The 21468-nt window shown below is 71.4% G+C and carries 20 protein-coding genes; 10 read left to right on the forward strand and 10 right to left on the reverse strand.

Translation table 11 applies throughout. From position 1 onward, the window contains the following. Nucleotides 1-117: 117 nt before the first annotated feature. From ACH4YP_RS44530 to ACH4YP_RS44540, 3 genes are read right to left on the reverse strand one after another with little or no spacing between them, the layout of a single operon-like run. Entirely contained in the window at nucleotides 118-960 is an 843-nt protein-coding gene (locus ACH4YP_RS44530; RefSeq protein ID WP_361058803.1) for a heme ABC transporter ATP-binding protein, read from the reverse strand. Then, nucleotides 957-2084, reverse strand: coding sequence for a FecCD family ABC transporter permease (locus tag ACH4YP_RS44535; protein ID WP_398497108.1), 1128 nt, complete (start codon nucleotides 2082-2084; stop codon nucleotides 957-959). The genes ACH4YP_RS44530 and ACH4YP_RS44535 overlap by 4 nt, the downstream gene beginning before the upstream one ends. Nucleotides 2085-2086: 2 nt before the next feature. Then, complete coding sequence (locus ACH4YP_RS44540) at nucleotides 2087-3097, reverse strand: hemin ABC transporter substrate-binding protein (RefSeq protein ID WP_398497071.1); 1011 nt, start codon at nucleotides 3095-3097, stop codon at nucleotides 2087-2089. Nucleotides 3098-3404: 307 nt separating this feature from the next. Here ACH4YP_RS44540 and ACH4YP_RS44545 point away from each other — a divergent pair, with 307 nt between their 5' ends. The 3 genes from ACH4YP_RS44545 to ACH4YP_RS44555 all read left to right on the forward strand — a co-directional run bounded on the left by ACH4YP_RS44545 (nucleotide 3405) and on the right by ACH4YP_RS44555 (nucleotide 7163). Further along, nucleotides 3405-4883 (forward strand): HtaA domain-containing protein, encoded by a 1479-nt coding sequence (locus ACH4YP_RS44545; RefSeq protein ID WP_398497073.1) that lies wholly within the window; start codon nucleotides 3405-3407, stop codon nucleotides 4881-4883. 65 nt (nucleotides 4884-4948) lie between these two features. Continuing rightward, nucleotides 4949-6427, forward strand: a complete 1479-nt coding sequence (locus ACH4YP_RS44550; RefSeq protein ID WP_398497075.1) for an HtaA domain-containing protein — start codon at nucleotides 4949-4951, stop codon at nucleotides 6425-6427. A 91-nt stretch (nucleotides 6428-6518) separates the two neighbouring features. Continuing rightward, complete coding sequence (locus ACH4YP_RS44555) at nucleotides 6519-7163, forward strand: PhzF family phenazine biosynthesis protein (RefSeq protein WP_398497077.1); 645 nt, start codon at nucleotides 6519-6521, stop codon at nucleotides 7161-7163. A 29-nt stretch (nucleotides 7164-7192) separates the two neighbouring features. Here the strand turns inward: ACH4YP_RS44555 and ACH4YP_RS44560 are convergent, their stop codons facing one another. Next, the gene (locus ACH4YP_RS44560) at nucleotides 7193-7837 is read right to left on the reverse strand and encodes a response regulator transcription factor (protein WP_266740459.1); all 645 of its coding nucleotides are present in this window, start codon (nucleotides 7835-7837) and stop codon (nucleotides 7193-7195) included. Continuing rightward, nucleotides 7822-9177: a sensor histidine kinase gene (locus ACH4YP_RS44565; protein ID WP_361072347.1), complete on the reverse strand. Its 1356-nt coding sequence runs from the start codon at nucleotides 9175-9177 to the stop codon at nucleotides 7822-7824. Before ACH4YP_RS44565 ends, ACH4YP_RS44560 begins: the two co-directional genes overlap by 16 nt. Nucleotides 9178-9436: 259 nt before the next feature. Here ACH4YP_RS44565 and ACH4YP_RS44570 point away from each other — a divergent pair, with 259 nt between their 5' ends. Then, nucleotides 9437-10744, forward strand: a complete 1308-nt coding sequence (locus ACH4YP_RS44570; RefSeq protein ID WP_398497080.1) for a serine hydrolase domain-containing protein — start codon at nucleotides 9437-9439, stop codon at nucleotides 10742-10744. A gap of 119 nt (nucleotides 10745-10863) precedes the next feature. After that, complete coding sequence (locus tag ACH4YP_RS44575; RefSeq protein ID WP_398497082.1) at nucleotides 10864-13449, forward strand: MMPL family transporter; 2586 nt, start codon at nucleotides 10864-10866, stop codon at nucleotides 13447-13449. Nucleotides 13450-13513: 64 nt separating this feature from the next. On the opposite strand, the gene ACH4YP_RS44580 is transcribed toward ACH4YP_RS44575, so the two are convergent. Together ACH4YP_RS44580 and map are read right to left on the reverse strand one after the other, a co-directional pair. Continuing rightward, nucleotides 13514-14173, reverse strand: coding sequence for a biliverdin-producing heme oxygenase (locus tag ACH4YP_RS44580; RefSeq protein WP_326760958.1), 660 nt, complete (start codon nucleotides 14171-14173; stop codon nucleotides 13514-13516). Nucleotides 14174-14362: 189 nt separating this feature from the next. Beyond that, nucleotides 14363-15220 (reverse strand): type I methionyl aminopeptidase, encoded by an 858-nt coding sequence (gene map, locus ACH4YP_RS44585; protein ID WP_398497083.1) that lies wholly within the window; start codon nucleotides 15218-15220, stop codon nucleotides 14363-14365. A gap of 60 nt (nucleotides 15221-15280) precedes the next feature. Here map and ACH4YP_RS44590 point away from each other — a divergent pair, with 60 nt between their 5' ends. After that, nucleotides 15281-15511: a hypothetical protein gene (locus ACH4YP_RS44590; protein WP_361072333.1), complete on the forward strand. Its 231-nt coding sequence runs from the start codon at nucleotides 15281-15283 to the stop codon at nucleotides 15509-15511. Between the two features lie 122 nt (nucleotides 15512-15633). Here the strand turns inward: ACH4YP_RS44590 and ACH4YP_RS44595 are convergent, their stop codons facing one another. Beyond that, a complete protein-coding gene (locus ACH4YP_RS44595) occupies nucleotides 15634-16974 on the reverse strand; it encodes an MFS transporter (RefSeq protein WP_398497085.1) in 1341 nt (446 codons plus the stop codon). A gap of 141 nt (nucleotides 16975-17115) precedes the next feature. Next, entirely contained in the window at nucleotides 17116-17718 is a 603-nt protein-coding gene (locus ACH4YP_RS44600) for a hypothetical protein (RefSeq protein ID WP_361068135.1), read from the reverse strand. A 102-nt stretch (nucleotides 17719-17820) separates the two neighbouring features. On the opposite strand from ACH4YP_RS44600, the gene ACH4YP_RS44605 reads away from it, so the two are divergent. The 3 genes from ACH4YP_RS44605 (at nucleotide 17821) to ACH4YP_RS44615 (ending at nucleotide 19963) form a co-directional block, all read left to right on the forward strand. Further along, nucleotides 17821-18912, forward strand: a complete 1092-nt coding sequence (locus ACH4YP_RS44605; RefSeq protein WP_398497087.1) for an exo-alpha-sialidase — start codon at nucleotides 17821-17823, stop codon at nucleotides 18910-18912. Nucleotides 18913-18949: 37 nt separating this feature from the next. Further along, entirely contained in the window at nucleotides 18950-19654 is a 705-nt protein-coding gene (gene npdG / locus ACH4YP_RS44610; protein ID WP_361068141.1) for an NADPH-dependent F420 reductase, read from the forward strand. Between the two features lie 120 nt (nucleotides 19655-19774). Continuing rightward, entirely contained in the window at nucleotides 19775-19963 is a 189-nt protein-coding gene (locus tag ACH4YP_RS44615; RefSeq protein WP_361068144.1) for a hypothetical protein, read from the forward strand. On the opposite strand, the gene ACH4YP_RS44620 is transcribed toward ACH4YP_RS44615, so the two are convergent. Next, entirely contained in the window at nucleotides 19953-20753 is an 801-nt protein-coding gene (locus ACH4YP_RS44620; protein ID WP_361068147.1) for a site-2 protease family protein, read from the reverse strand. The genes ACH4YP_RS44615 and ACH4YP_RS44620 overlap by 11 nt on opposite strands. A 119-nt stretch (nucleotides 20754-20872) precedes the next feature. On the opposite strand from ACH4YP_RS44620, the gene ACH4YP_RS44625 reads away from it, so the two are divergent. After that, entirely contained in the window at nucleotides 20873-21457 is a 585-nt protein-coding gene (locus tag ACH4YP_RS44625) for a DUF6578 domain-containing protein (RefSeq protein ID WP_398497090.1), read from the forward strand. Nucleotides 21458-21468: the final 11 nt, after the last annotated feature.

A 21468-nucleotide genomic window follows, 5' to 3' on the forward strand; every position in this document is an offset into this window, starting at 1 on the left:
CTGAGGCTTACCTGACTGAAAGCTGCCCGTCCAGTGATTCAGCTCTCATTGGTGAGGTACGGCCACGGCCTGATCACGGCGGCTCAATCCACCCCCCACGAAACGGTCAAAGACCGGTCAAGAACCCCTCACCGGGGCCACCATGACCTCGCCGGTGCGTGGATGCGGGAACACCTCGACCGGCTGTTGGTAGACGTCCGAAAGCAGTCGGTCGGTGAAGATCTCGGCCGGCCGGCCGTCGGCCACCGCACGCCCGGCGCGCAGGATCACCACCCGGTGCGCGTAGGCCGCCGCGAGCCCCAGATCGTGCAGCACCACGACCACCGCGTCCCCGGCGTGCGCCCTCGCGCGGCAGACCCGGAGCACCAGTTCCTGGTGGCGCAGGTCCAGCGCGGCGGTCGGTTCGTCGAGCAGCAGCAGCCGGGTGCGCTGGGCGAGCACCCGGGCGAGCGCCACCCGGGCCCGCTCGCCGCCGCTGAGCGCCGAGAAGGGCCGGCCCGCGAAGTCCGTGACCTCGGTCGCCGCCATGGCCGCGGCCACCGCCGCGTCGTCCTCATCCTCCTCGGGCCGTCCGGCCCAGGGCGCCCGGCCCATCCGTACGACCTCCTCGACCGCGAACGGGAAGGAGAGCGCGGCGGACTGGGGGAGCACCGCCCGGCGCAGGGCCAGTTCCTGCGCCGACCACTCGGACGCCGGGGAGCCGTGGACGCGTACGACTCCCGTGGCGGGCGGGAGATCGGCGGCGAGCGCGCCCAACAGGGTTGACTTTCCCGCCCCGTTGGGGCCGACCAGGGCCAGCACCTCGCCCGCGCGGGCCGTGACGTCCACACCGGACAACACCTCGCGGCCACCGAGCCGGACGTGCAGGGCCTCGGCCTCGGCGAGTACGTCGCCGGGGTGCACGGGGCCGGGAGGCGCGGGCCGCGTACCGGTCAGTCCGGTCAGTCCGAGCAGCTTCACGCCCAGCCTCCTTGCCTGCGACGGGTCCTGCGCAGCAGCCAGAAGAAGAACGGGCTGCCGAAGAGTGCGGTGAGCACCCCGAGCGGCAGCTCGGCGGGCTCCGCGACGGTACGGGCCGCGAGGTCGCCCGCGAGCAGGACCACCGCACCGCCGAGCGCGCTGCCGGGGATGAGGAAACGGTGGCCGGGGCCCGCCGCCATACGCAGCAGATGCGGGACGACGAGCCCGACGAAGCCGATGACGCCGGAGACGCTCACGGCCGCGGCCGTCAGCAGCGCGACGACCAGGATCAGCACGACACGCAGCCGCTCGACGTCCACGCCCAGATGCCGGGCGGGCCGCTCGCCGAGCGCCAGCAGGTCCAACTTCCGTGCGTAGAAGGGCGCGACGGCCAGCCCGAGTGCCGCGCACGGCAGCACCGCGAGCACCTTCGGCCAGGTGGCCTGGGAGAGCGAGCCGAGCTGCCAGAAGGTGATCTGGTTCACCGCCGCGGTGTCCGCGAGGAAGATGAACAGGCCGATCAGCGCGCCCGCGAAGGCGTTCACCGCGATGCCGGTGAGGATCAGCGTCACGACCTCCGTACGGCCGCCCGTGCGGGACATCGAGTACACCAGCAGGGCCGTGCCGAGACCCGCCACGAAGGCGAAGGCGGGGAGGGTCCAGTTGCCGAGGAAGTTCAGGCCGAGCGAGATCGCGGCGACCGCGCCGACCGCCGCGCCCGACGAGACGCCGATGACGCTCGGTTCGGCCAGCGGATTGCCGAACACGCCCTGCATCAGCGCCCCCGCACACCCCAGCGAGGCACCGACGAGCAGCGCGAGCACGATCCGCGGGAAGCGCACGTTCCAGAGCACGGACTCGGGGACCCGGGCGAGTTCGCCGCCACCCAGTCCGGCGCGGTGCGCGATGGACGACAGGACGTCACCGGGGGAGATGTCGTACGCGCCGATCCCGGCCGAGGCCAGCGTGAGGAGCCCGAGGAGGACGGCCAGACCGACGGTGAGCAGCCAGGGGGTGCCGCGACGGGGTCCGGCGGGTCTGCCGGGGGTCGGCGACGCCTCCGGGGCCGCGTCCGCCGTCCCGGCCTCCGTCCCGGATCCGGGCGTGACGCCCTTGTCGGTCACGGTCACTTCGCGTCCCCGTACAACTGGTCGACCAGAGACTTCAGCACCTCGTCCGTGCGGGGACCATAGTTGAGGAGGACGCCGTCCTCGATCGAGACGACCCGGCGGTCCATTCCGGCGGGGGTCTGGGCGACGCCGGGGATCTTGACGAGGCCTTCGATGCCGCCGACGGATTCGAGGCCCTTGGACATGACGAGGATCGCGTCGGGGGCGGCCTCGGCGAGGGCCTCCGTGGTGATCGTGGTGAAGTCCTTCTCCAGACCCGACTCGGCGCCGCCGTCCACCGCTCCCGCCGCTTCGAGCAGCGAGGTGGCCCCCGAGTCCCTGCCGCCGATCAGATAGACGGAGGCGGTGCCCCGGAGGTAGAGGAAGGCGACGCGCGGCTTGTCGGTCCTCTTCGGAATGTCCTTGCGCACGGCGGCGATCCGCTCCTCGGAGCGCTTCGTGAGCTCCTTGCCCGCGGCCGGTACGCCGAGGGCGCGCGCCACCGTCTCGATCCGCGGGCCCACGTCCTCCAGCCCCTTCGCCGGGTCGACGACGAGCACCGGGACACCCGCGTCACGGAGCTGGTCCATCGCCTCGTCGGGCCCGGTGCTGGTCTCGGCGAGCACGAGATCGGGCTTGAGGGACAGGACACTCTCCGCGGAGACGTCGTGGTTGCGGGTGACCACCGGCAGCCTCTCCGCCTGCGCGAAGGTGGCGGTGATGTCACGGGCGACGACCCGGTCCCCGAGCCCCAGCGTGAACACGATCTCGCTGAGACTCCCCGACAGCGGAACGATCCGTTCGGCGTCCCTGACGGTGACCTTCCTGCCGTCGGACGAGCGCACGGTGACCGGGAGTTGGGGGTCCGGGGTGTCCGACAGAGGCTCGACCCGGTCGGCGGTGGCGGACGCGGCCTTGGCGGCCGGCTCACTCCCGGCCGTGCCGTCCTCGGAGGAGCAGGCTGAGGTCACCGTCAGCGCGAGCACCGCAAGCAGTGCCCCGGCCACTCGTGTACGCAGGCGTCGCACGGTCGCGTAGTTCCTTTCGGTTCGCCGATCGGGCACGGGCGCCCTCCGGAGAGGCTGCGCCCTTTGGGGGCGCGGGGCTGTATCGATATGCGGCTCCGCCGCGATGGGGGTCCCCCCGCTTGAGCGAAGCCGAGAGTGGGGGGAGCGACCAGCCACAGCGGACCGTCGGCCGACGAACGGCCCGCAATCCCCTCTTCTGTCTCATCCGGTGCTTCCCGCATCAGAAAACTTAGCTTAGGTTAGCCTTACCTTTCTTGCCAGGACCGCCTCGGATCCGGCCAGATCCCGCCCGTCCCGGAGGACCTCCATGCCCTCGCGCCCGCACCTACGCGCCTACGTGACCCTGCTCTGCGCAGCAGTACTCGTGGCGCTGCTCCCGGCCGGTCAGGCCCAGGCGGCCGGCCGTACCGTGCAGGGCGGCCGCCTGGACTGGGGCATCAAATCCTCCTTCCAGAGCTATGTCACCGGCCCGATAGCGAACGGCGGTTTCTCCCTCACCGGCGGCGCCGCCACGGTCGGCGGCAGCCAGTTCCGCTTCCACTCGGCGACCGGTACGTACGACGGCGGCTCGGGCGCCTTCGACGCCCGCTTCTCCGGCGGTGTCCACTTCCTCGGGCACAAGAAGGACGACGGCACGCATCAGCTCGACCTCACGATCAGCCGCCCCACCGTCCGCCTCGCCGGCAACGGCGGCACCCTGTACGTCGACGTCACCAGCAAGGCGAAGGGCACCGGGGCGGTCACGACGTCCTCGCAAGTGCCCTTCGCCTCCCTCTCCCTGGGCGGCATCAACATGAAGGGCGGCGGAAACGCAGTCCAGTTGAACAACCTGCCCGCCACCCTGACCGCCCAGGGCGCCAAGTCCTTCGCCGGCTACTACACGGCCGGTACGGCGCTCGACCCGGTCAGCCTCTCGGCGGACGTCAAGGCCGCGGCGGCCGCCGAGCCGTCGCGCACGCCGTCCCCCTCACCTTCCAAGTCCAAGTCCAAGGCGAAGAAGGAGACTTCGGGCCGCATCGAGAACGGCGCCGTCGACTGGGGCGTGCGCCGGACCTTCCGCGAGTACGTCACCGGGTCCATCGCCCAGGGCGAGTGGAAGCTCACCGACGGAGCCGAGGACGGCGGCGCGCTCTTCCGCTTCCCCGAGGGCTCGGGCACGTACGACGAGAAGAAGCAGACCCTCGACGCGACCTTCGCCGGAGCCGTCCGCTTCACCGGCGAACAGGGCCTCGACCTGAAGCTCGGCGCGCTCCGGGCCCAGGTCACGGACGACGGAAAGGGCACGCTCTACGCGGACGTCACCAGCGCGGGCGGCGCAGGCGGCGCAGGCGGCGCAGGCAGGACGAACGGCACGGACAAGGCCGACGGCACCACCAAGAAGGTCCCCCTGGTCACCTTCACGGCCAAGGACTTCAAGCCGAAGGACGGCCTCGCCCAGGTGACCGAGGCGCCCACGAAGCTCACCGCCGACGGCGCCAAGGCCTTCGGCGGGATGTACAAGGCGGGCACGGAGATGGACCCCGTCTCCCTCGCCGTCGCCCTGACCGACAGCGCCCGACTGCCCGCCCTGCCCGACCTGGGCAGCACGGAGTCGGCCACCCCGGAAGCAGCGGCCGCCGAGCGGAAGACGGCCGAACCCAGGTCCGAGGCCACCGCGAGCGATTCGGACGTCCCCGTCCTGCCCGTCGGCCTCGCGGCCGCTTCCCTGATCGCGGTGGCAGCGGCCTTCGTGATCATCCGCAGGCGTCGTGCCCAACTGGCCGCAGACGCCCCCGAAGAGAACTGAACTTCCCAGCGCTGTCCGCCGGTTGAGCGGACTCCCACACACTGAACCGAGGAGAACCCACGACCATGGCCGCCACCCGTCGCCGCCCCATAGCCCTCGCCGCAGCCTGCGCGACCGCCGTCACGCTGGGTGCCACCGCGCTCGCCGCGACGTCCGCGTCCGCCGCCGAAGTGCCGCTCAAGGGCTACGAGTTGACCTGGGGCATCAAGCAGTCGTACCGCACGTACGTGACCGGGATGGCGGCCGGCAGCTTCACGCCCGAGGGCGGCGCCACGCAGGCCAAGGACAACGGCGCGTTCACCTTCGTCAACGGCACCGGGACCTACGACTCCGAGGCCCACACCGTGGCGCTCGGGTTCGAGGGCGGCCTGAAGATCGTCTCCAAGCTGCACGGCTTCGAACTAGCCCTGTCCGACGTGAAGTTCGACAGCAAGGCGGCGAGAGTCACCGCGGACGTGACGAAGAGCGGCACGACCCAGCAGGACGTGCCGCTCGCCGAGGTCACCGTCACCCGCACGATGACGGACATGGCGACCAAGCTGACGAAGGAGGCGGGCGACGTCCTCGGGAGCGCCGGCTACACCGGCGCGGCCGGCGACCCCCTGACGGTGGTGGAGAAGAAGACCGAGTCGCCGACCCCGACGCCCACCGGCTCCACGACCCCCTCGCCCACCCCGTCCACGACGCCGTCCACCACCCCCACGGGCACCCCGTCCACCTCCCCCTCGCAGACCGCGAGCCAGACCCCCTCGCCCACCCAGGCGGCCACCAAGGGCGACATCACCGACGGCACCCTCGGCTGGGGCGTCAAGCAGTCCTTCCGTACGTACGTGGTGGACGGTGTCGCCAAGGGCAGGATCGCCGTGTCCGGCGGTGCCTCGCAGGCGTCCGGCAACGGGAGCTTCACCTTCCCCGGCGCCACCGGCACCTACGACACGGACGAGGACACCCTCAAGGCTGCCTTCAAGGGCTCGGTCAACTTCAAGGGCCATGAGACGAACGGCACTTACGGCCTCGACCTCACCCTCAGCGACCTCAAGGCGGAGGTCGACGGCGGCGCCGGCAAGCTGACCGCCGACGTCGAGAGCCTCGGCAAGAAGTCCGCCGACGTGACCCTCGCCGAACTCAGGCCCAAGTCCGACGACCTGACGGCCAAGAACGACGTCATCACCCTCGACGACGTCACCGCCACCCTCACCAAGGCGGGCGCGGAGGCCTTCGGCGGCTTCTACCAGGCCGGCGCCGAACTCGACCCGGTCGACCTCTCGGTGGCCCTGTCCGAGGACGCCGAACTCCCGGACACCGACCCGACGTCGTCCACGGGCGGGACGGGCGGCACCACGGGAGGCACGACCGGCTCCACCACCGGCGGCGCGGGCACGACCGGCTCCACCACGGGCGGCGTGACGGGCGGCCTCGCCTCCACCGGCTCCGACGTCCCCGTCGGCGCGCTGGGCGCCGCGGCCGCGGCGACGGTCGCGGCGGGCGCGGGCGTGGTGTTCGCGGTACGCCGCCGCCGCGCGACGGGCGCCACCCAGGCCTGACCGGAACCCGACCGCATCCGGCCGCCGCCCCTGCCATCAGGGGCGGCGGCCGGATGCGTACGCACCACTCCTGTAGTGCTTGAATGCCCGCGTGACTGATTACGACGTGCTGCGGGTCTTCTGCGGACCGCGCGGTGAGTACGGCAACGAACTCGGGGTCGTGCGCGAGGGTTCCGTGCTGCCGGAGCGGGACGAACGGCAGGAGTTCGCGGCCAAACTCGGCTTCAGCGAGACGGTGTTCGTGGACGACCCCGAGCGCGGGGTCATCGACATCTACACCCCCAGTGTGCGGCTGCCCTTCGCCGGCTACCCCTGTGTCGGCGCGGCCTGGCTGCTCGACGTACCCGAACTCGTCACGCCCGCGGGCGTGGTGGGCACCCGCCTCGACGGCGAGTTCACCTGGATCGAGGCCCGCCCGGAGTGGCCGGAGCCGCGCACACTGCGCCGGTACGACACGGCGGCCGAGGTCGACGCGCTTGAGGTGCCCCCGCCAGGGGAGTGGCTCTACGCCTGGGCCTGGGAGGACGAGGCGGCCGGCCGTATCCGCGCCCGCGGCTTCCCCGGCCGCGGCGACGGCGTGACCGAGGACGAGGCCACCGGCGCCGCGGCCCTCCAACTGACAGCCCAACTGGGCCGCGCCCTGAACATCCTCCAGGGCGCGGGCTCCCAACTCCTCACAGCCCCCCAGCCGGAGGGTTGGGTGGAGTTGGGCGGCAGGGTCGTCCTGGAACGCTGACCCTTCAAGAGCGGCCGCGACCCTGGCTTTCAGCCTTCCAGATAGGCGAGGACCGCCAGGATCCGGCGATTGTCGTCCTCGGACGGTTCGAGGCCGAGCTTGGTGAAGATGTTGTAGCTGTGCTTGCTGACGGTCTTCTCGCTGACGAACATCCGGCCGGCGATGGCGGCGTTGGAGCGGCCCTGGGCCATCAGCGAGAGCACCTCGTGCTCACGCGGGGTCAGCTCCAGCAGGCGGGGGTCCGCCGAGCGGTGGGTGAGGAGGGCGCCGACCACGTCGGGATCCATGACCGTACTGCCGGCGGCGACCTGCCGGACGTTGGCGACGAACTGGCCGACGGCCATGACCCGGTCCTTCAGCAGGTAGCCCACCGCCCCGGCGCGGTCCGACATCAACTCCCTGGCGTACAACTGCTCGACATACTGCGAGAGCACCACGACGGGAAGGCCGGGGAGCTGCCTGCGTACGTCGATCACGGCTCGCAGGCCCTCGTCGGTGAAGGTCGGGGGGAGGCGTACGTCGACGACGGCGACGTCGGGCCGGTGGGTCGTCAGTGCCCTGATGAGGGAAGGGCCGTTGTCGACGGCGTCGACGACCTCGAAGCCGTTGGCCTGCAAGATCCTGATCAGGCCCTCTCGGAGCAGGGCGAGGTCCTCGGCTATGACGACGCGCACGGCAGCGACATCCTTATCTCGGTGGGTCCGCCGGGCGGACTGTCGACGGTCAGGGTGCCGTCGAAGGCCGACAGACGGCGCGCGATGCCCCGCAGGCCGGTGCCGGCGTCGATGGCGGCGCCTCCGCGGCCGTCGTCGGACACCCACATTGTCAGCAGCCCCGCCGTTGTGCCCGGGTGGGGTGTGAACTCCACGGTGATCCCGATGCGTTGGGCCCGGGCGTGCTTGATGGCGTTCGTCAGGGCCTCGGCGACGGCGAAGTAGGCCGCGGACTCGACCGGCGCGGGCAACCGTCCGGGCAGGCGGGTGACCACCGACGTCGGTATGGGATTGGCCAGGGCCAGGGCCTTGAGGGCGCCGTCCAGGCCGCGGTCCGCGAGCACCGGCGGGTGGATGCCGCGTACCAGGTCGCGCAGTTCGGCCAGGGCGCCGGCGGTCGATGCGCGAGCCTCGGCCAGCAGCTGCTGGACGGCCTGCGGATCGTCGGGCAGGAGTTGTTCGGCCAGGCCCAGGCTCATGCCCAGCGACACCAGCCGGGCCTGTGCGCCGTCGTGCAGGTCCCGTTCGATCCGGCGCAGTTCGCCCGACTGGCTGTCCACGGTCTCGGCCCGCGAGGCGGCCAGCTGCGCGACACGGGCCCGTAGTCGTGCCTGCGCGGTGGGCCCCAGCAGGGAGCGGATCACCAGGGCGTTGAGGTTCGCCAGCCGCTCGGCGGTGGTGTACCAGAGCAGGAGGAACACCGGGCCGAGCGGAACCAGCGCGAACGACTGCTCGACGCTGTGCAGACGAAAGCCGTTGCCCAGCGGCGTGCGGAACACCTCCGGAGGGGTCAGCGCGTACAGCAGCGGATAGCTCAGGTAGAAGACGCCGCAGAGGAAGAACAGGAACGACAGCCCGTAGGTGAACCACCCGGTGACCGAGTTGGCCACCAGCCAGGCCCAGTCCCGCCAGGTCGCCGGGTCGCGCAGGATCGCCCACAACCGCACCGGCCAACCGCCGTCGGGTGCCGGCAGGTATGGCCGGGCCACCGGTTCGCCGAGCCGGTCGGCGGCCCACTGGCGGTGCAGGTCGGCGAACCAGCGCACCAGGACGGTCGAAAGCAGGGCCAGTGGGATGCCGACCCCGAGCGCGACGACCGCCACCGAAGTGATCCAGAGCGTGGCCAGGCCGAAACCCAGGACCGCGCCGAGCAGCAGCACCAGCGACCAGCCCAGCAGGGTCATCCGCAGGGCGAGACCGGCGTGCGGGGCCAGACCGGCGCGCGGGCCGACGCCCGTCCCGGGAGGTTCCCCCGATCGCGGTGTGCCACGGGGGGAGTGGCGCTCGCCGGAGTAGGTCATCGCGCTCCATCGTCGTGCGTCGGTCCATCGTTCGTGGGTCGGTGCCGCGTCGACCGACCGGCCGATGCCAGGCCACCGTCACGGGCCAGAAGTTGATGATGACCGGCCGGATCGCGTCCGCGCACTGGGGTTGTCTCCACCATCGCGGGGGCCCAGCACCCGTGTTCCTCGTCCCCGTCGCCGGGAGGCTGGAGCGGTCGATCGACCCAAGACCAAGACCCAAAGCCCATCCCCATCCCCATGCCCAGGAGGACACCTCATGCCCCGGAACACGCCCCGGTCGCGGCCCGCCCGGCACGCATACCTGACGCTGGCCCTGGCCGCGGCGCTGACGGGTACGCTCACGGGCTGCCAGGCGGCCGACGCGGCGCAGGACACCGCCCACGCCCCGACCGGACGAGCCAGCGTGGTGGCAGCCCAGAAGGACCGACTGGCAACGCTCGCCCAGCGGGACGTGAACGCCGGAGCCCCCGCAGTGATCGTCCGGGTCGACAAGGGCAACGGGCGGCCGATCGAGATCGCCCGGCAGGCGCCCTGGACCCGCGCCGACCACACCCTTGCCGCCGACGACCAGTTCCGGATGGGCTCCAACACCAAGACGATGGTCGCCACCGTGGCTCTCCAACTGGTCGCCGAACACCGGCTGAAGCTGACCGACCCGGTCGAGAAGTGGTTGCCGGGCCTGATCCCGAACGGGTCCGCGATCACGGTACGAATGCTGCTCAACCACACCAGCGGCCTGTTCAACTACCTGACCGACCCCGATGTGCTCAAGGCGTTCACCGGTCAGGACACCAGGGCCTGGACGCCCCAGGAGCTGATCGCCGCCGGCGTCCGGCACGACCCGCTGTTCGCACCCGGCACGGACTACTCCTACAGCAACACCAACTACGTCGCGCTCGGCCTGATCGCCGAGAAGACGACCGGACACACCCTGGGCGACCTGATCCAGCGGCGGATCACCGGTCCGCTCCACCTGAAGAACACCTACCTGGTCACCGGCTTCGGCCAGACGAACAACCCCCGACTCGCCCACGGCTACGAACCGGACGCCGACCGCCTCGCCCCGCTGCTCCCCCCGTACGCGCCCGCGGGAACCGCGTTCGCCGGCCCGGAGCGGTCCGCGGGATACGTCGACACCACCGGGATCAACGCCAGCACGCTGTGGGCCGCCGGAGGCATGGTCTCCAACGCGCAGGAATGGGCCCGCTTCTCCGGTGCGCTGAACTCCGGCAAGCTCCTGCCGCCCGCCCTGTTGAAGGAGATGCGCACCACCGTCGCCGAGGAGGCCGAGTTCCCGAACCGCCGGTACGGGCTCGGCCTGGAGAAGGTGTCCACGCCCTGCGGCACCGTCTGGGGCCACAACGGCCAGGCACCCGGCTACTCCAGCGAGGCCTACACCGACGCCACCGGCCGCCGTACGGTCTCGGTCTTCACCACGACCATCTTCGGCATCGCGAGCCCCAAGGCTGCCGCCGCCAACCGGGCCCTGGTGAACGCCGCAGTCTGCACCATGCTCGACAAGCCGATCCCCGCCGCACCCGCGTCCGCGCCGACCGACTCCTGAGCCCCCGCCGCACCCGCGTCCCCTGCCGGCCGACTCCTGAGCCCGACGCAGCCGCGCCGACCAGTGCGTGCCGGCCGTCCCATTCCACACCCCCGCACCGCGAAGAAGGTCGTTCAGTCATGTCCGCACTAGCCAGATGGTGCTTCCGGCACCGCCTCCTCGTCGTCGGGATCTGGGCCGCCGTGCTGGTCGCGCTCGCCGTGCCGTACGCGACGCTCGGCACCCACTACTCCGACGAGTTCAGCCTGCCCGGGCTGGAATCGTCGAAGGCGCAGGCGCGGCTCCAGGCATCCGAGCACCGACAGTCCGGGGACAGCGACCAGATCGTGGTGCACGTACGCCGCGACGGGTCGATCCGGGACGCCGCCGTCCGGCAGAAGGTGACCTCGATGCTGGACCGGGTCGCGGCACTGCCCTCGGTCACCTCCGTGACCAGCATGTACGGCCCCACGGGAGCGCCCCGGATCAGCGAAGACGGCAGGACCGCCTACGCGACGGTGACGTTCGACGCGCAGGCCGAGCGGATACCGGCCGCCGATGTCATCCGGGTCATCGACACCGCCCGGGCCGCGCGTGACGCGGATCTGCAGGTGGAACTGGGCGGCCAGGCCATCAGCCTCGCAGCCGAGGGCAAAGCGCAGGGCACCGAGGCGATCGGGCTGGTCGCCGCCGGCATCATCCTCTTCGTCGCCTTCGGCTCACTCCTGGGCATGCTCCTGCCCCTGCTGGTCGCGATCGCCGCGCTCGGCGCCGGACTGCTCGCCGTCGGGCTGACCTCGCACGTGATGACCCTGGGCACCGACGCCCCGACGGTCGCGGCCCTCATCGGGCTCGGAGTCGGCATCGACTACGCCCTGTTCATCGTCACCCGCCACCGGACCGGCCTGCGGAACGGCCTGACACCCGAGGAGGCAGCCGTACGTGCGCTGAACACCTCCGGGCGGGCGGTGGTCTTCGCCGGACTCACCGTCGTCACCGCCCTCCTCGGCCTGCTCGTCCTGCGGATCGGCCCCCTCACCGGGATGGGGATCAGCGCCGCGACGGCCGTCCTGGCCACGGTGATCGCGGCGGTGACCCTGCTGCCGGCCCTGCTCGGCCTCTTCGGGGGCAGACTGCTGAACAGGCGTCAGCGGCGAGCCGTGGCCACCCGGAACGCGGGGACCGTTCACCCGCCCCTGAACACACAGCGGCACGCAACGGCAAGGCCCCGGGGCCGCTGGGCCGAGCGGGTCGAGCGCCACAGGACTCTGTTCACCCTGGCCGCGCTCCTTGTCGTCACCGTCCTCTCGCTGCCCGCGCTGTCGCTGCGTCTGGGGACCTCGGACGCCGGGAACGACCCGAAGGGCACCACCACCAGAGCCGCGTACGACCTGCTCGTCCAGGGCTTCGGCGCCGGCTCCAACGGTCCGTTGGTGCTGGTCGCGCAGCTGGGCACGCCCAGCGACGCGCCGGCCCTGGACAGGCTGGTCTCGGCCGTGCGCAGTACTCCAGGGGTGGCCTCGGCGACGCCCGGGCCGGTCACCGCGGCGACCGGACTGTCCGTCATCGACGTGGTGCCGACCGGCGCGCCGCAGGACGAGGCCACGAGCGCCCTGATCACTCACCTGCGAGAGGACGTCGTCCCCGCCGCGGAGCTGGGCAGCGGTCTGACGGTCTACGTCGGTGGCACGACAGCTGCCTCCGGTGACCTGGCCGACCTGCTGGCGGGCAAGCTGCCGCTGTTCCTCGGGGTGATCGTCGGACTCGGCTGCCTGCTGCTGATGGTCGCCTTCCGCAGCGTCCTGGTGCCGCTGACCGCCGCCGTGATGAACCTGCTCGCCTCGGCCGCGGCGTTCGGAGTCGTCGTCGCCGTGTTCCAGTGGGGATGGGGCTCCGAACTCCTGGGCCTGGGGAAGGCCGGTCCTGTGGAGGCCGAGCTTCCGGTGATCATGCTGGCGATCCTCTTCGGCCTGTCCATGGACTACCAGGTCTTCCTGGTCAGCCGGATGCACGAGGAGTGGGAGCAGACCCGCGACAACCACCGCGCCATCCGGATCGGTCAGGCCGAGACCGGCCGGCTGATCAACGCCGCCGCCCTGATCATGATCTGCGTGTTCACCGCCTTCGTCCTCGGTGGCGAGCGGGTCATCGCCGAGTACGGCGTGGGACTGGCCGCGGCCGTCGCGATCGACGCCTTCGTCCTGCGCACCGTGCTGGTCCCGTCACTGATGCATCTGCTGGGACGGGCGAACTGGTGGCTGCCCGCCTGGCTGGAGCGAATCCTGCCGCGTGTCTCCATCGAGGGCGTGCCCACCCGCGAGTCCGCCCCCGTGTCCGCGAGGACCGTTCGGGCGGAGCGGACAGCAGCTCCTCACCTCACGGGCGTGGCGACGGCCGAGAGCCGACCCCCGGTGGTGCCACCACCGTCTCGACCCGAGCCGCCGCTACGACAGGACAGCACGCCGGGTGCTCCGAAGTCGGTCGCTGTGGCGTACCTCTGGTGGTTCTTCCTCGGCCTGTTCGGGATGCATCACTTCTATCTCGGCCGGACCGGCCGTGGGCTGCTGTACCTGTGCACCCTCGGCATCTGCGGGCTGGGCTGGCTGGCCGACGCGCTCACCCTGCCCCGCCAGGTCCGGAGCGCGAACGCCCGCATCGTCCGGCAGGACATCGCACCCCGCACCGACGCCACGGTCGCCCCGGCCCTGGACGACCACGTTCACTGACCGGCGCAATCGCCGGTCCGCCCCCGCGCACCCGCAGCCGACAATCAACGCCCCGGCGGAGCGCTCACGCGCTGATGCGGAACTCTTCCCCCAAGGCGACGAAGACCGCGATGTTGAGCGCGAACGCCCGCTTGCACTCGGCGATGATCCGCTGCTTCTCCAGATCGTCCGCGAGCACACCGTCGAGCAGTTCGCGATACCCCCGCTTGAACGCGGCAGGGTTGCCGATGTCCTCGAACACGTAGAACCGCACCCCGTCGCCCTTGCGGGCGAAGCCCCACGTCTGCTCCGCCTTGCTCCGCAGGACCTGGCCACCGGAGAGGTCGCCGAGGTAACGGGTGTAGTGATGCGCCACGTACCCACCGGGCCACGTACGCGCGCACTCGGTGATCCGCGCCGTGTACTCCTCGGTCGCGGGCAGCGCCGTGACGCCCTCGCGCCAGTCCGGGCCCCGCAGATGCGCGAGGTCCCGCTCCAGCGCGGCCACCCGCACCAGCTCGGGGCGCATGAACGGCCCCGCCACGGGATCGCCGGCCAGCTCGCGCCCGCCTTCCTCCAGCGCCCGGTAGACGAACCACAGCTGCTCGGTGTACCGCGTGTACGCGTCCACGCCCAGCCTGCCGCCCAGCAACTCGCTCATGAACGACGAGTCGTGCGCCTGCCCGTGCTGCTCGTGCGACGCGGTGCGGATGAGCGTCGAGAACGGTGTGCTCGACGAGTTCATGAAGACCTCCGGGGCCGAAGGGGGGACGAGAGCCGGGCCCATCTTGTATGGTTAGGCTTACCTAAGTCAACAGGTTTCCCGACGCCCTGTCGGTAAAACCGTACCCCGGATCCCCGTCCGATCCACATAAAAAGCCGCCCCTCTGTTCGAGCGGGCGGCTTGGTGCGGAACTTGGTCGGAAAAGGGCGGTTACGGCAGGGTCAGCACCTCGGCCCCGCTGTCCGTGACGACCAGCGTGTGCTCGAACTGGGCGGTCCGCCGCCGGTCCTTCGTCACGACGGTCCACCCGTCGTCCCACATGTCGTAGTCGTGCGTGCCCAGCGTCAGCATCGGCTCGATCGTGAACGTCATCCCCGGCTGGATCAGGGTCGTCGCCTGCGGGCTGTCGTAGTGCGGGATGATCAGCCCCGAGTGGAACGACGAGTTGATGCCGTGCCCGGTGAAGTCCCGCACGACCCCGTACCCGAACCGCTTGGCGTACGACTCGATGACCCGGCCGATGATGTTGATCTGCCGGCCGGGCTTGACGGCCTTGATGGCACGGTCGAGGGACTCACGGGTCCGCTCGACGAGCAGCCGCGACTCCTCGTCCACGTCACCGACGAGGTACGTGGCGTTGTTGTCGCCGTGCACACCGCCGATGTACGCGGTCACGTCGAGGTTGATGATGTCGCCGTCCCGCAGGACCGTGGAGTCCGGGATGCCGTGACAGATGACCTCGTTCACGGATGTGCACAGGGACTTCGGGAAACCGCGGTAGCCGAGCGTGGACGGGTAGGCGCCGTGGTCGCACATGTAGTCGTGGGCGACCCGGTCCAGCTCGTCCGTGGTGACGCCGGGCGCGATGAGCTTCGCGGCCTCGGCCATCGCCCGGGCGGCGATCCGCCCCGCGACACGCATCGCCTCGACCGTCTCCGGGGTCTGGACCTCCCCTCCGGTGTACGGCGTGGGGGCGGGCTTGCCCACGTACTCGGGACGCCTGATGTTTCCCGGCACGGGACGGGTGGGAGAAAGCTCCCCTGGTACGAGCAGCGACTGGCCAGACATGCCAGCGAGTCTAACCAGCGCGTGGTGGGGGACGATGTCCCTGGCGAAAGGAGCCCAGCCATGGCCCTGTTCAAGAAGCGGACCGTCGGGAAGCCGGGCGAGTGGTACTACTGCCTGGAGCACAAGAAGGTCGAAGAGGGTCCCGACTGCCCGGGCAAGGACCGTTTCGGTCCGTACGCGTCGCGCCGCGAGGCCGAGCAGGCGATGGAGACCGCTCGAGAGCGGAATCTTGAATGGGAGACCGACCCCCGCTGGCATGACTCCGCTGCGCGGAACTCGGACGACGACTGAGGGCTCCGCCGCAGGGGTGGTCATTAACGTGCGGGTCCGTCGGGGTTGAGCGCACAGCTCCCCGCGCCCCTGGCTTTTAGGGGCGCGGGGAGCTGTGCGCTCAACCCCCACCGGCCCGCACCCTATGAACCGGCCGCGACCTTCCCCCGCGCCTCCTTCATCCGTACCGCGTGCTCGTTCGTCCGGACGTCGTACGTCATGAGCTTCGGCAGGCACAACGCCAGCGCCCCCACCGCGGCCACGCACAGCACGCCCCCGGCCCACACGGACCCCCGCACACCGATCCACGCGGCCATGCCGCCGGCCCGTACCTGTCCCAGCTGGGGCCCGACCGAGTACGAGAGCAGCTCGATGCCCGCCAGCCGCCCCCGCAGCTCGTCCGGGATCGTCTGGTTCCACATCGCCGCGCGGAAGATCCCGCTGACCATGTCGAAACACCCGCCCAGCATCAGGAACAGCAGCACCAGCCACACATCGTGAACGGCCCCCGCGGCCACCATCGCGAGCCCCCAGAACGCCGCCGCCAGCACCACCATCCGCCCGTGCCGATGCACCCGGGACGTCCACCCGCTCGTCAGGCTCACCAGCAGTGACCCGGCGGGCAGGGCCGCGTACATCAGGCCCAGCGACCACTCGGCGTCCAGCTCGTCGGCGAGGAAGGGCAGCACGGCCAGCGGGAAGGCGAAGAACATGGCGGCCAGGTCGATGGCGTACGTACCCAGGAGCTCCTTGCGGCTCCACGCGTACTGGGCGCCCTCCAGGATCGACCGCAGTGAAGGCTTCGCGGCCTCGTGGGAGGCGGGCGACGGGGCGAGGCCCACGGCGAGCACGACCGACACCGCGAAGGTCGCCAGGTCCGCGGCATAGGCCCAGCCGAGCCCGGCGTACGCCACGACGAGCCCCGCGACCGCCGGACCCGCGACCCCGCCGACCGTCCACCGCAACGAGTTGAGCGCCGCCGCCGCGGGCAGGTGCTCGTGCCGCACGATGCGTGGCGTGAGCGCGTCCAGGGCGGGCCGCTGGACGGCGACGAGCGAGGAGGAGAGCGCGGCGACGGCGTACAACGGCCACACCAGGGGATCCGGCAGCAACGCGTTGACCAGCAGCACGGCGCTCAGCAGCCCCTGCCCCACCTCCGTCCAGAGGATCAGCTTCCGCTTGTCCAGGGCATCGGCGAGCGCCCCGCCGTACAGCCCGAACACGATCAGCGGGACGAGTTCCACCGCGCCGATCGCGCCGACGGCCACCACGGAACCGGTCAGTTCCTTCATCTGCACCGGCAGCGCGACGAAGGTCAGGAAGCTGCCGAAGTTGGTGACGAGCCCGGCCACCCACAGCCGCCGGAAGTCGGCGGAGGTCCGCCACGGCGCCAGATCGGGCAGCAGCGCGCGCAGGCGCGAGGGGGCCGGGCCGGGGGCGGATTCGGGGGCTGATTCGGGAGTATCGCAATCGGGTTCCGTCACGAGGTGCCATGGTCCGGCGCGGCCCCCGACCAGGACAACCGCTTTTCCGACCGCGGAGGACCTTCAGGCCACCGGCGAGCAGGTCACCGGCACGGCGTCACCGGCGAGCACGCCACCAGCCAGGCGTCACCGGTGCGTACGTCACCACCGGGCAGGCGGCGGAGACGTCAGCTGGTCCGCCAGCCGCGACAGCCGGTCCCGCAGTCGCCGCCGGCCCCGCGGGGAGGGCAGCGAGTTCTCCCCGGCCGCCGCGCTCACCAGGTGCTGCACGGTGTCCAGGTCGAGGTGCGGCTCGGACGGCACGGCGAGCGCCTCGTGCGCCATCGCGTGCAGGTCACGGTCGCCGCGGTCCAGTGCGAGGACCGTCGCCCCGGCCCGGCGAGCGTCGTGGACCCGTTCCAGGAGCGGGGCCCCGGGGGCGTCCGGCGCCACGACGAGGAGCGTCTCGCCCCGCCTGGCCGCCTCGATCCGGCCGAGTCCGACGGCCAGCTGGGCCGGGTCTCCGGGCCGCGCCCCGTGCCGTACGAGCGTCGGCGTCAGCTCCGGCGTGCCCGACCAGGCGGCCTCGTCCACGAGGTGCGCGGCCAGGTGCCACGGCTCGTACTCCGCCGTCCCCACCAGCAGCAGCCCGCCCCCGTGCGGCAGCACGGAGGACCGCAGCGCTCCCGCGAACCGCCGCGTGGCACCCGGCCACTCGGTTCCGGCGAGCACTTCGCGCAACAGGGCGACCCGTACGGCATCCATGCGCACGCATCCTGCCGCAACCGGCCACTCGTCAGGTGGGGTTCACCATGAATTCGCCCGGGGTGGGCAGAGTGTCCGTCCGAGTCGGTGAGGGAGGGTTTCATGGCCAGTACTGAGACATCCGTGCCGTTCCGGGCGGGACGGGAGGGCTACGCGAGCTTCCGCATCCCGGCCGTCGTCGCCACCGGCGGGGGTACCGGCAGCGGCACCCTGCTGGCCTTCTGCGAGGGCCGGGTCGGCTCCCGCGACGACTTCGGGAACATCGACATCGTGCTGAAGCGCTCCACGGACGGCGGCCTGACCTGGGGCCCGCTCCAGGTCGCCGCCAGGAACGGCGACGCGCTCTCCGGGAACCCGGCCCCCGTCGTCCTCGCCACCGGCCGCGTCCTGCTCGTCCACCTCCGCAACGCCGCCCTCGCCACCGAGGACGCCATCCGCCGCGGCAAGGTGAGCGCCGCCGACGGACGCCGCGTCTGGGTCCAGCACAGCGACGACGAAGGGCTCACCTGGTCGAGCCCGAAGGAGATCACCAAGCAGACGAAGAAGGATTCCTGGCGGTGGTACGCCACCACCCCGGGCCACGCCGTCCAGTTGAGCACCGGCCGGGTCGTTGTCCCCGCCAACCACTCCCTCCCGCCGGCCGGCGAGGACACCGGCACCGAGGGCAGGTACAACGGCGGGCACTGTCTGCTGAGCGACGACGGCGGCGGGACCTGGCGCATCGGGTACGTCGACGACAACACCGACAACTACGTCAACGTGAACGAGACCACCGCTACCGAACTCCCGGACGGCCGCGTCTACTTCAACACCCGCACCGACTCCGCCGCGCCCGGCACCCGCGCCGACGCCTACTCGCGGGACGGCGGCCGGAGCCTGGTCAAGCCCTTCCGGCCGCAGGCCTGTCTCATCGGCCCGGTCGTCGAGGGCAGCGTGCTCCAGCTCCGCGATCCGGACGTCCTGCTGTACTCCGGCCCCGCCGACCCCGGTTTCCGCGCCCTGATGACGATCCGCGCCAGCACCGACGACGGCGTCACCTGGCGGCCCGCGCACACCGTGGACGGGCTGCCCGCCGGGTACTCCGATCTCGTCCGCGTCGACGAGGACACCGTCGGACTCCTTCACGAGACGGGCGACTTCGGCGCGTACGAGACCATCGTCTTCCGCAGGGTGCCAGTGACAGCGCTCACGTGAGCGCCGCGGACGCGAACCGCGCACGTAAAGTCGGCCCATGACCTCTACTGACAGTGCACAGAAGGCGCCCGCGAAGGATCCCTGGGACCTTCCCGACGTGTCCGGGCTCGTCGTCGGCGTACTCGGCGGCACCGGTCCGCAGGGCAAGGGCCTCGCCTACCGGCTGGCGCGGGCCGGCCAGAAGGTGATCATCGGGTCGCGGGCCGCGGAGCGCGCGCAGGCCGCCGCCGACGAGCTCGGCCACGGCGTCGAGGGCGCCGACAACGCCGAGACCGCCCGCCGCAGCGACATCGTGATCGTCGCCGTGCCGTGGGACGGACACGGCAAGACGCTGGAGTCGCTGCGCGAGGAACTGGCCGGCAAGCTCGTCGTCGACTGCGTCAACCCGCTCGGCTTCGACAAGAAGGGCGCGTACGCGCTGAAGCCCGAGGAGGGCAGCGCGGCCGAGCAGGCCGCCGCCCTGCTGCCGGACTCGCGGGTCACCGCCGCCTTCCACCACCTCTCCGCGGTCCTCCTCCAGGACCCGGAGATCGCGGAGATCGACACCGACGTCATGGTCCTCGGCGAGGAGCGCGCGGACGTCGAGATCGTCCAGGCGCTGGCCGGCCGCATCCCCGGCATGCGCGGCGTGTTCTCCGGGCGGCTGCGCAACGCCCACCAGGTCGAGTCGCTGGTGGCGAACCTGATCTCGGTGAACCGCAGGTACAAGGCCCACGCGGGTCTGCGTGTCACCGACGTGTAGGAGTGCGGCGGACTCCGGACGGAGCGTGCGGACGGGCTCCGGACGTGGGGGACACTGGACGCAGCAGTGTCCCCCCGACGGGACCGACAGCAACCACAGGACCGACAGGAGCCGCACCCCATGTCCCGACTCGCCCTCTACGCCCTCGTCGTCTGCCTGCTGGCCACCGCCGCGGCCGTCGTCTCCTTCGTCCAGGGCAGCTGGCTGGGGATCGTGTGGGTGCTGCTCGCGGGGCTCTCGTCCAACATGACCTGGTACTACCTGCGCCGGGACCGGGCCAGGCGCGCGGCGTCGTCCGTCACGGGCTGACCGTGCAGTACTGGTTGGTCTCCGTCCAGAAGCGGTAGAGGTTCTGCCCGCAGTACGTCCGGAACTCGTCGATGTCCAGGCTGCGCAGCAGCGCGTCGATCACGTCGAAGAACACACCGTTCACCGCCGGGATCCACAGGATGGCGATCACGAGGAGCAGCCCGAAGGGCGCGAGGGGCTCCACCTGGCGGCGGATGTTGTGCGACAGCCAGGGCTCGATCATGCCGTAGCCGTCCAGGCCCGGCACCGGCAGGAAGTTCAGCAGCGCGGCCGTGACCTGGAGCAGCGCGAGGAACGCGAGGGCGAACTGGAAGTCCGCCGGTACGCCGTCCAGCGCGTCCAGCCAGAACGGGGCCGTGCAGACCACCGCGAACAGCACGTTCGTCAGCGGGCCCGCCGCCGAGATCAGGCTGTGCTTCCAGCGGCCCTGGATGCGGTTCCGCTCGATCCAGACCGCGCCGCCCGGCAGACCGATACCGCCCATCATCACGAAGATGACGGGCAGCACGATGCTCAGCAGGGCGTGGGTGTATTTGAGCGGGTTGAGGGTCAAATACCCTTTCGCGCCGATCGAGATGTCGCCGCTGTGCAGGGCCGTGCGCGCGTGCGCGTACTCGTGCAGACAGAGCGAGACGATCCACGCCGCCGTCACGAACAGGAAGACGGCCACACCGGGCTGCTCGGCGAAGCCCGTCCAGGTGGCCCATCCCGTCACCGCGGTGACGGCCACGATCCCGAGGAAGACGGGGCTGATCCGCCGGTCGCTGTGGCGGGTGGTGGCGGTGGTCATGGGGTCGGGCTCCCTGGGGTTCGCTCAGCGGGCTTCATGCTGAGGGGCGTGCCCGACCGTACCGGGCGTATGCCGAAAACGTCTCGCGATCGCCTGTGAGTTCCAGGGAGGGTGGACCCATGGGGTCGTGGCAGGTGTTCTACGCGGGTCGGCAGGCGCAGTGCTGTGGCACGGCGTTCTCGGTGGGGGACGAGGTGAAATGGCCGCTGCTGCTCGCGGACGCCGACGAGCTGCTCGGGGGCGGCTGGTGCGAGGAGCTCAGCAAGGTCGTGGGGCCTGTCGAGCGGGTGCGGGACGAGGACGGCGGCGCGATCGACGCGATCCGGTCGGAGGAGGGATTCCTCGTGGCGCTGCCCGAGGAACGCGTGCCCGAGGACCCCGTGGACGAGTCCCCCAGGGAGGAGGGCGGGTGGATCCGCCGGGTCGGGATGCTCACCGTGGAGTGGCACGGCGCCGAGTGGCCCTTGTCTGCGGGGACGGTGCGCGCGATCCGGCTGGTGAACCAGCGATACACCGCGACCGCGCCCGGCTCGCGCACCCGTGAACCCATGCCGGGGGAGCGGTCGATGCGTTCGGCCGACACCTGGCCGAACTGGTCCGAACTGGCCGGAACCCGTACACCGGAGGACCTCGTCGAGACCGGGGCCCTCGTCACGATCGACATCCCGGGCGCCACTCCGCGGGAACCCCGCGACCCGTGCTGAGACCACCGGAG

This window comes from Streptomyces sp. NPDC020747 (assembly GCF_044334695.1).
Lineage (GTDB): Bacteria > Actinomycetota > Actinomycetes > Streptomycetales > Streptomycetaceae > Streptomyces.

Coding starts and splice junctions, on each gene's coding strand:
- ACH4YP_RS44600 (WP_361068135.1), bottom strand. CDS start 17,718: ATGGATGCCGTACGGGTCGCCCTGTTGCGCGAAGTGCTCGCCGGAACC.
- ACH4YP_RS44615 (WP_361068144.1), top strand. CDS start 19,775: ATGTCCCGACTCGCCCTCTACGCCCTCGTCGTCTGCCTGCTGGCCACC.
- ACH4YP_RS44625 (WP_398497090.1), top strand. CDS start 20,873: ATGGGGTCGTGGCAGGTGTTCTACGCGGGTCGGCAGGCGCAGTGCTGT.
- ACH4YP_RS44620 (WP_361068147.1), bottom strand. CDS start 20,753: ATGACCACCGCCACCACCCGCCACAGCGACCGGCGGATCAGCCCCGTC.
- ACH4YP_RS44570 (WP_398497080.1), top strand. CDS start 9,437: ATGCCCCGGAACACGCCCCGGTCGCGGCCCGCCCGGCACGCATACCTG.
- ACH4YP_RS44565 (WP_361072347.1), bottom strand. CDS start 9,177: ATGACCTACTCCGGCGAGCGCCACTCCCCCCGTGGCACACCGCGATCG.
- ACH4YP_RS44605 (WP_398497087.1), top strand. CDS start 17,821: ATGGCCAGTACTGAGACATCCGTGCCGTTCCGGGCGGGACGGGAGGGC.
- map (WP_398497083.1), bottom strand. CDS start 15,220: ATGTCTGGCCAGTCGCTGCTCGTACCAGGGGAGCTTTCTCCCACCCGT.
- ACH4YP_RS44575 (WP_398497082.1), top strand. CDS start 10,864: ATGTCCGCACTAGCCAGATGGTGCTTCCGGCACCGCCTCCTCGTCGTC.
- ACH4YP_RS44590 (WP_361072333.1), top strand. CDS start 15,281: ATGGCCCTGTTCAAGAAGCGGACCGTCGGGAAGCCGGGCGAGTGGTAC.
- ACH4YP_RS44550 (WP_398497075.1), top strand. CDS start 4,949: ATGGCCGCCACCCGTCGCCGCCCCATAGCCCTCGCCGCAGCCTGCGCG.
- ACH4YP_RS44545 (WP_398497073.1), top strand. CDS start 3,405: ATGCCCTCGCGCCCGCACCTACGCGCCTACGTGACCCTGCTCTGCGCA.
- ACH4YP_RS44580 (WP_326760958.1), bottom strand. CDS start 14,173: ATGAACTCGTCGAGCACACCGTTCTCGACGCTCATCCGCACCGCGTCG.
- npdG (WP_361068141.1), top strand. CDS start 18,950: ATGACCTCTACTGACAGTGCACAGAAGGCGCCCGCGAAGGATCCCTGG.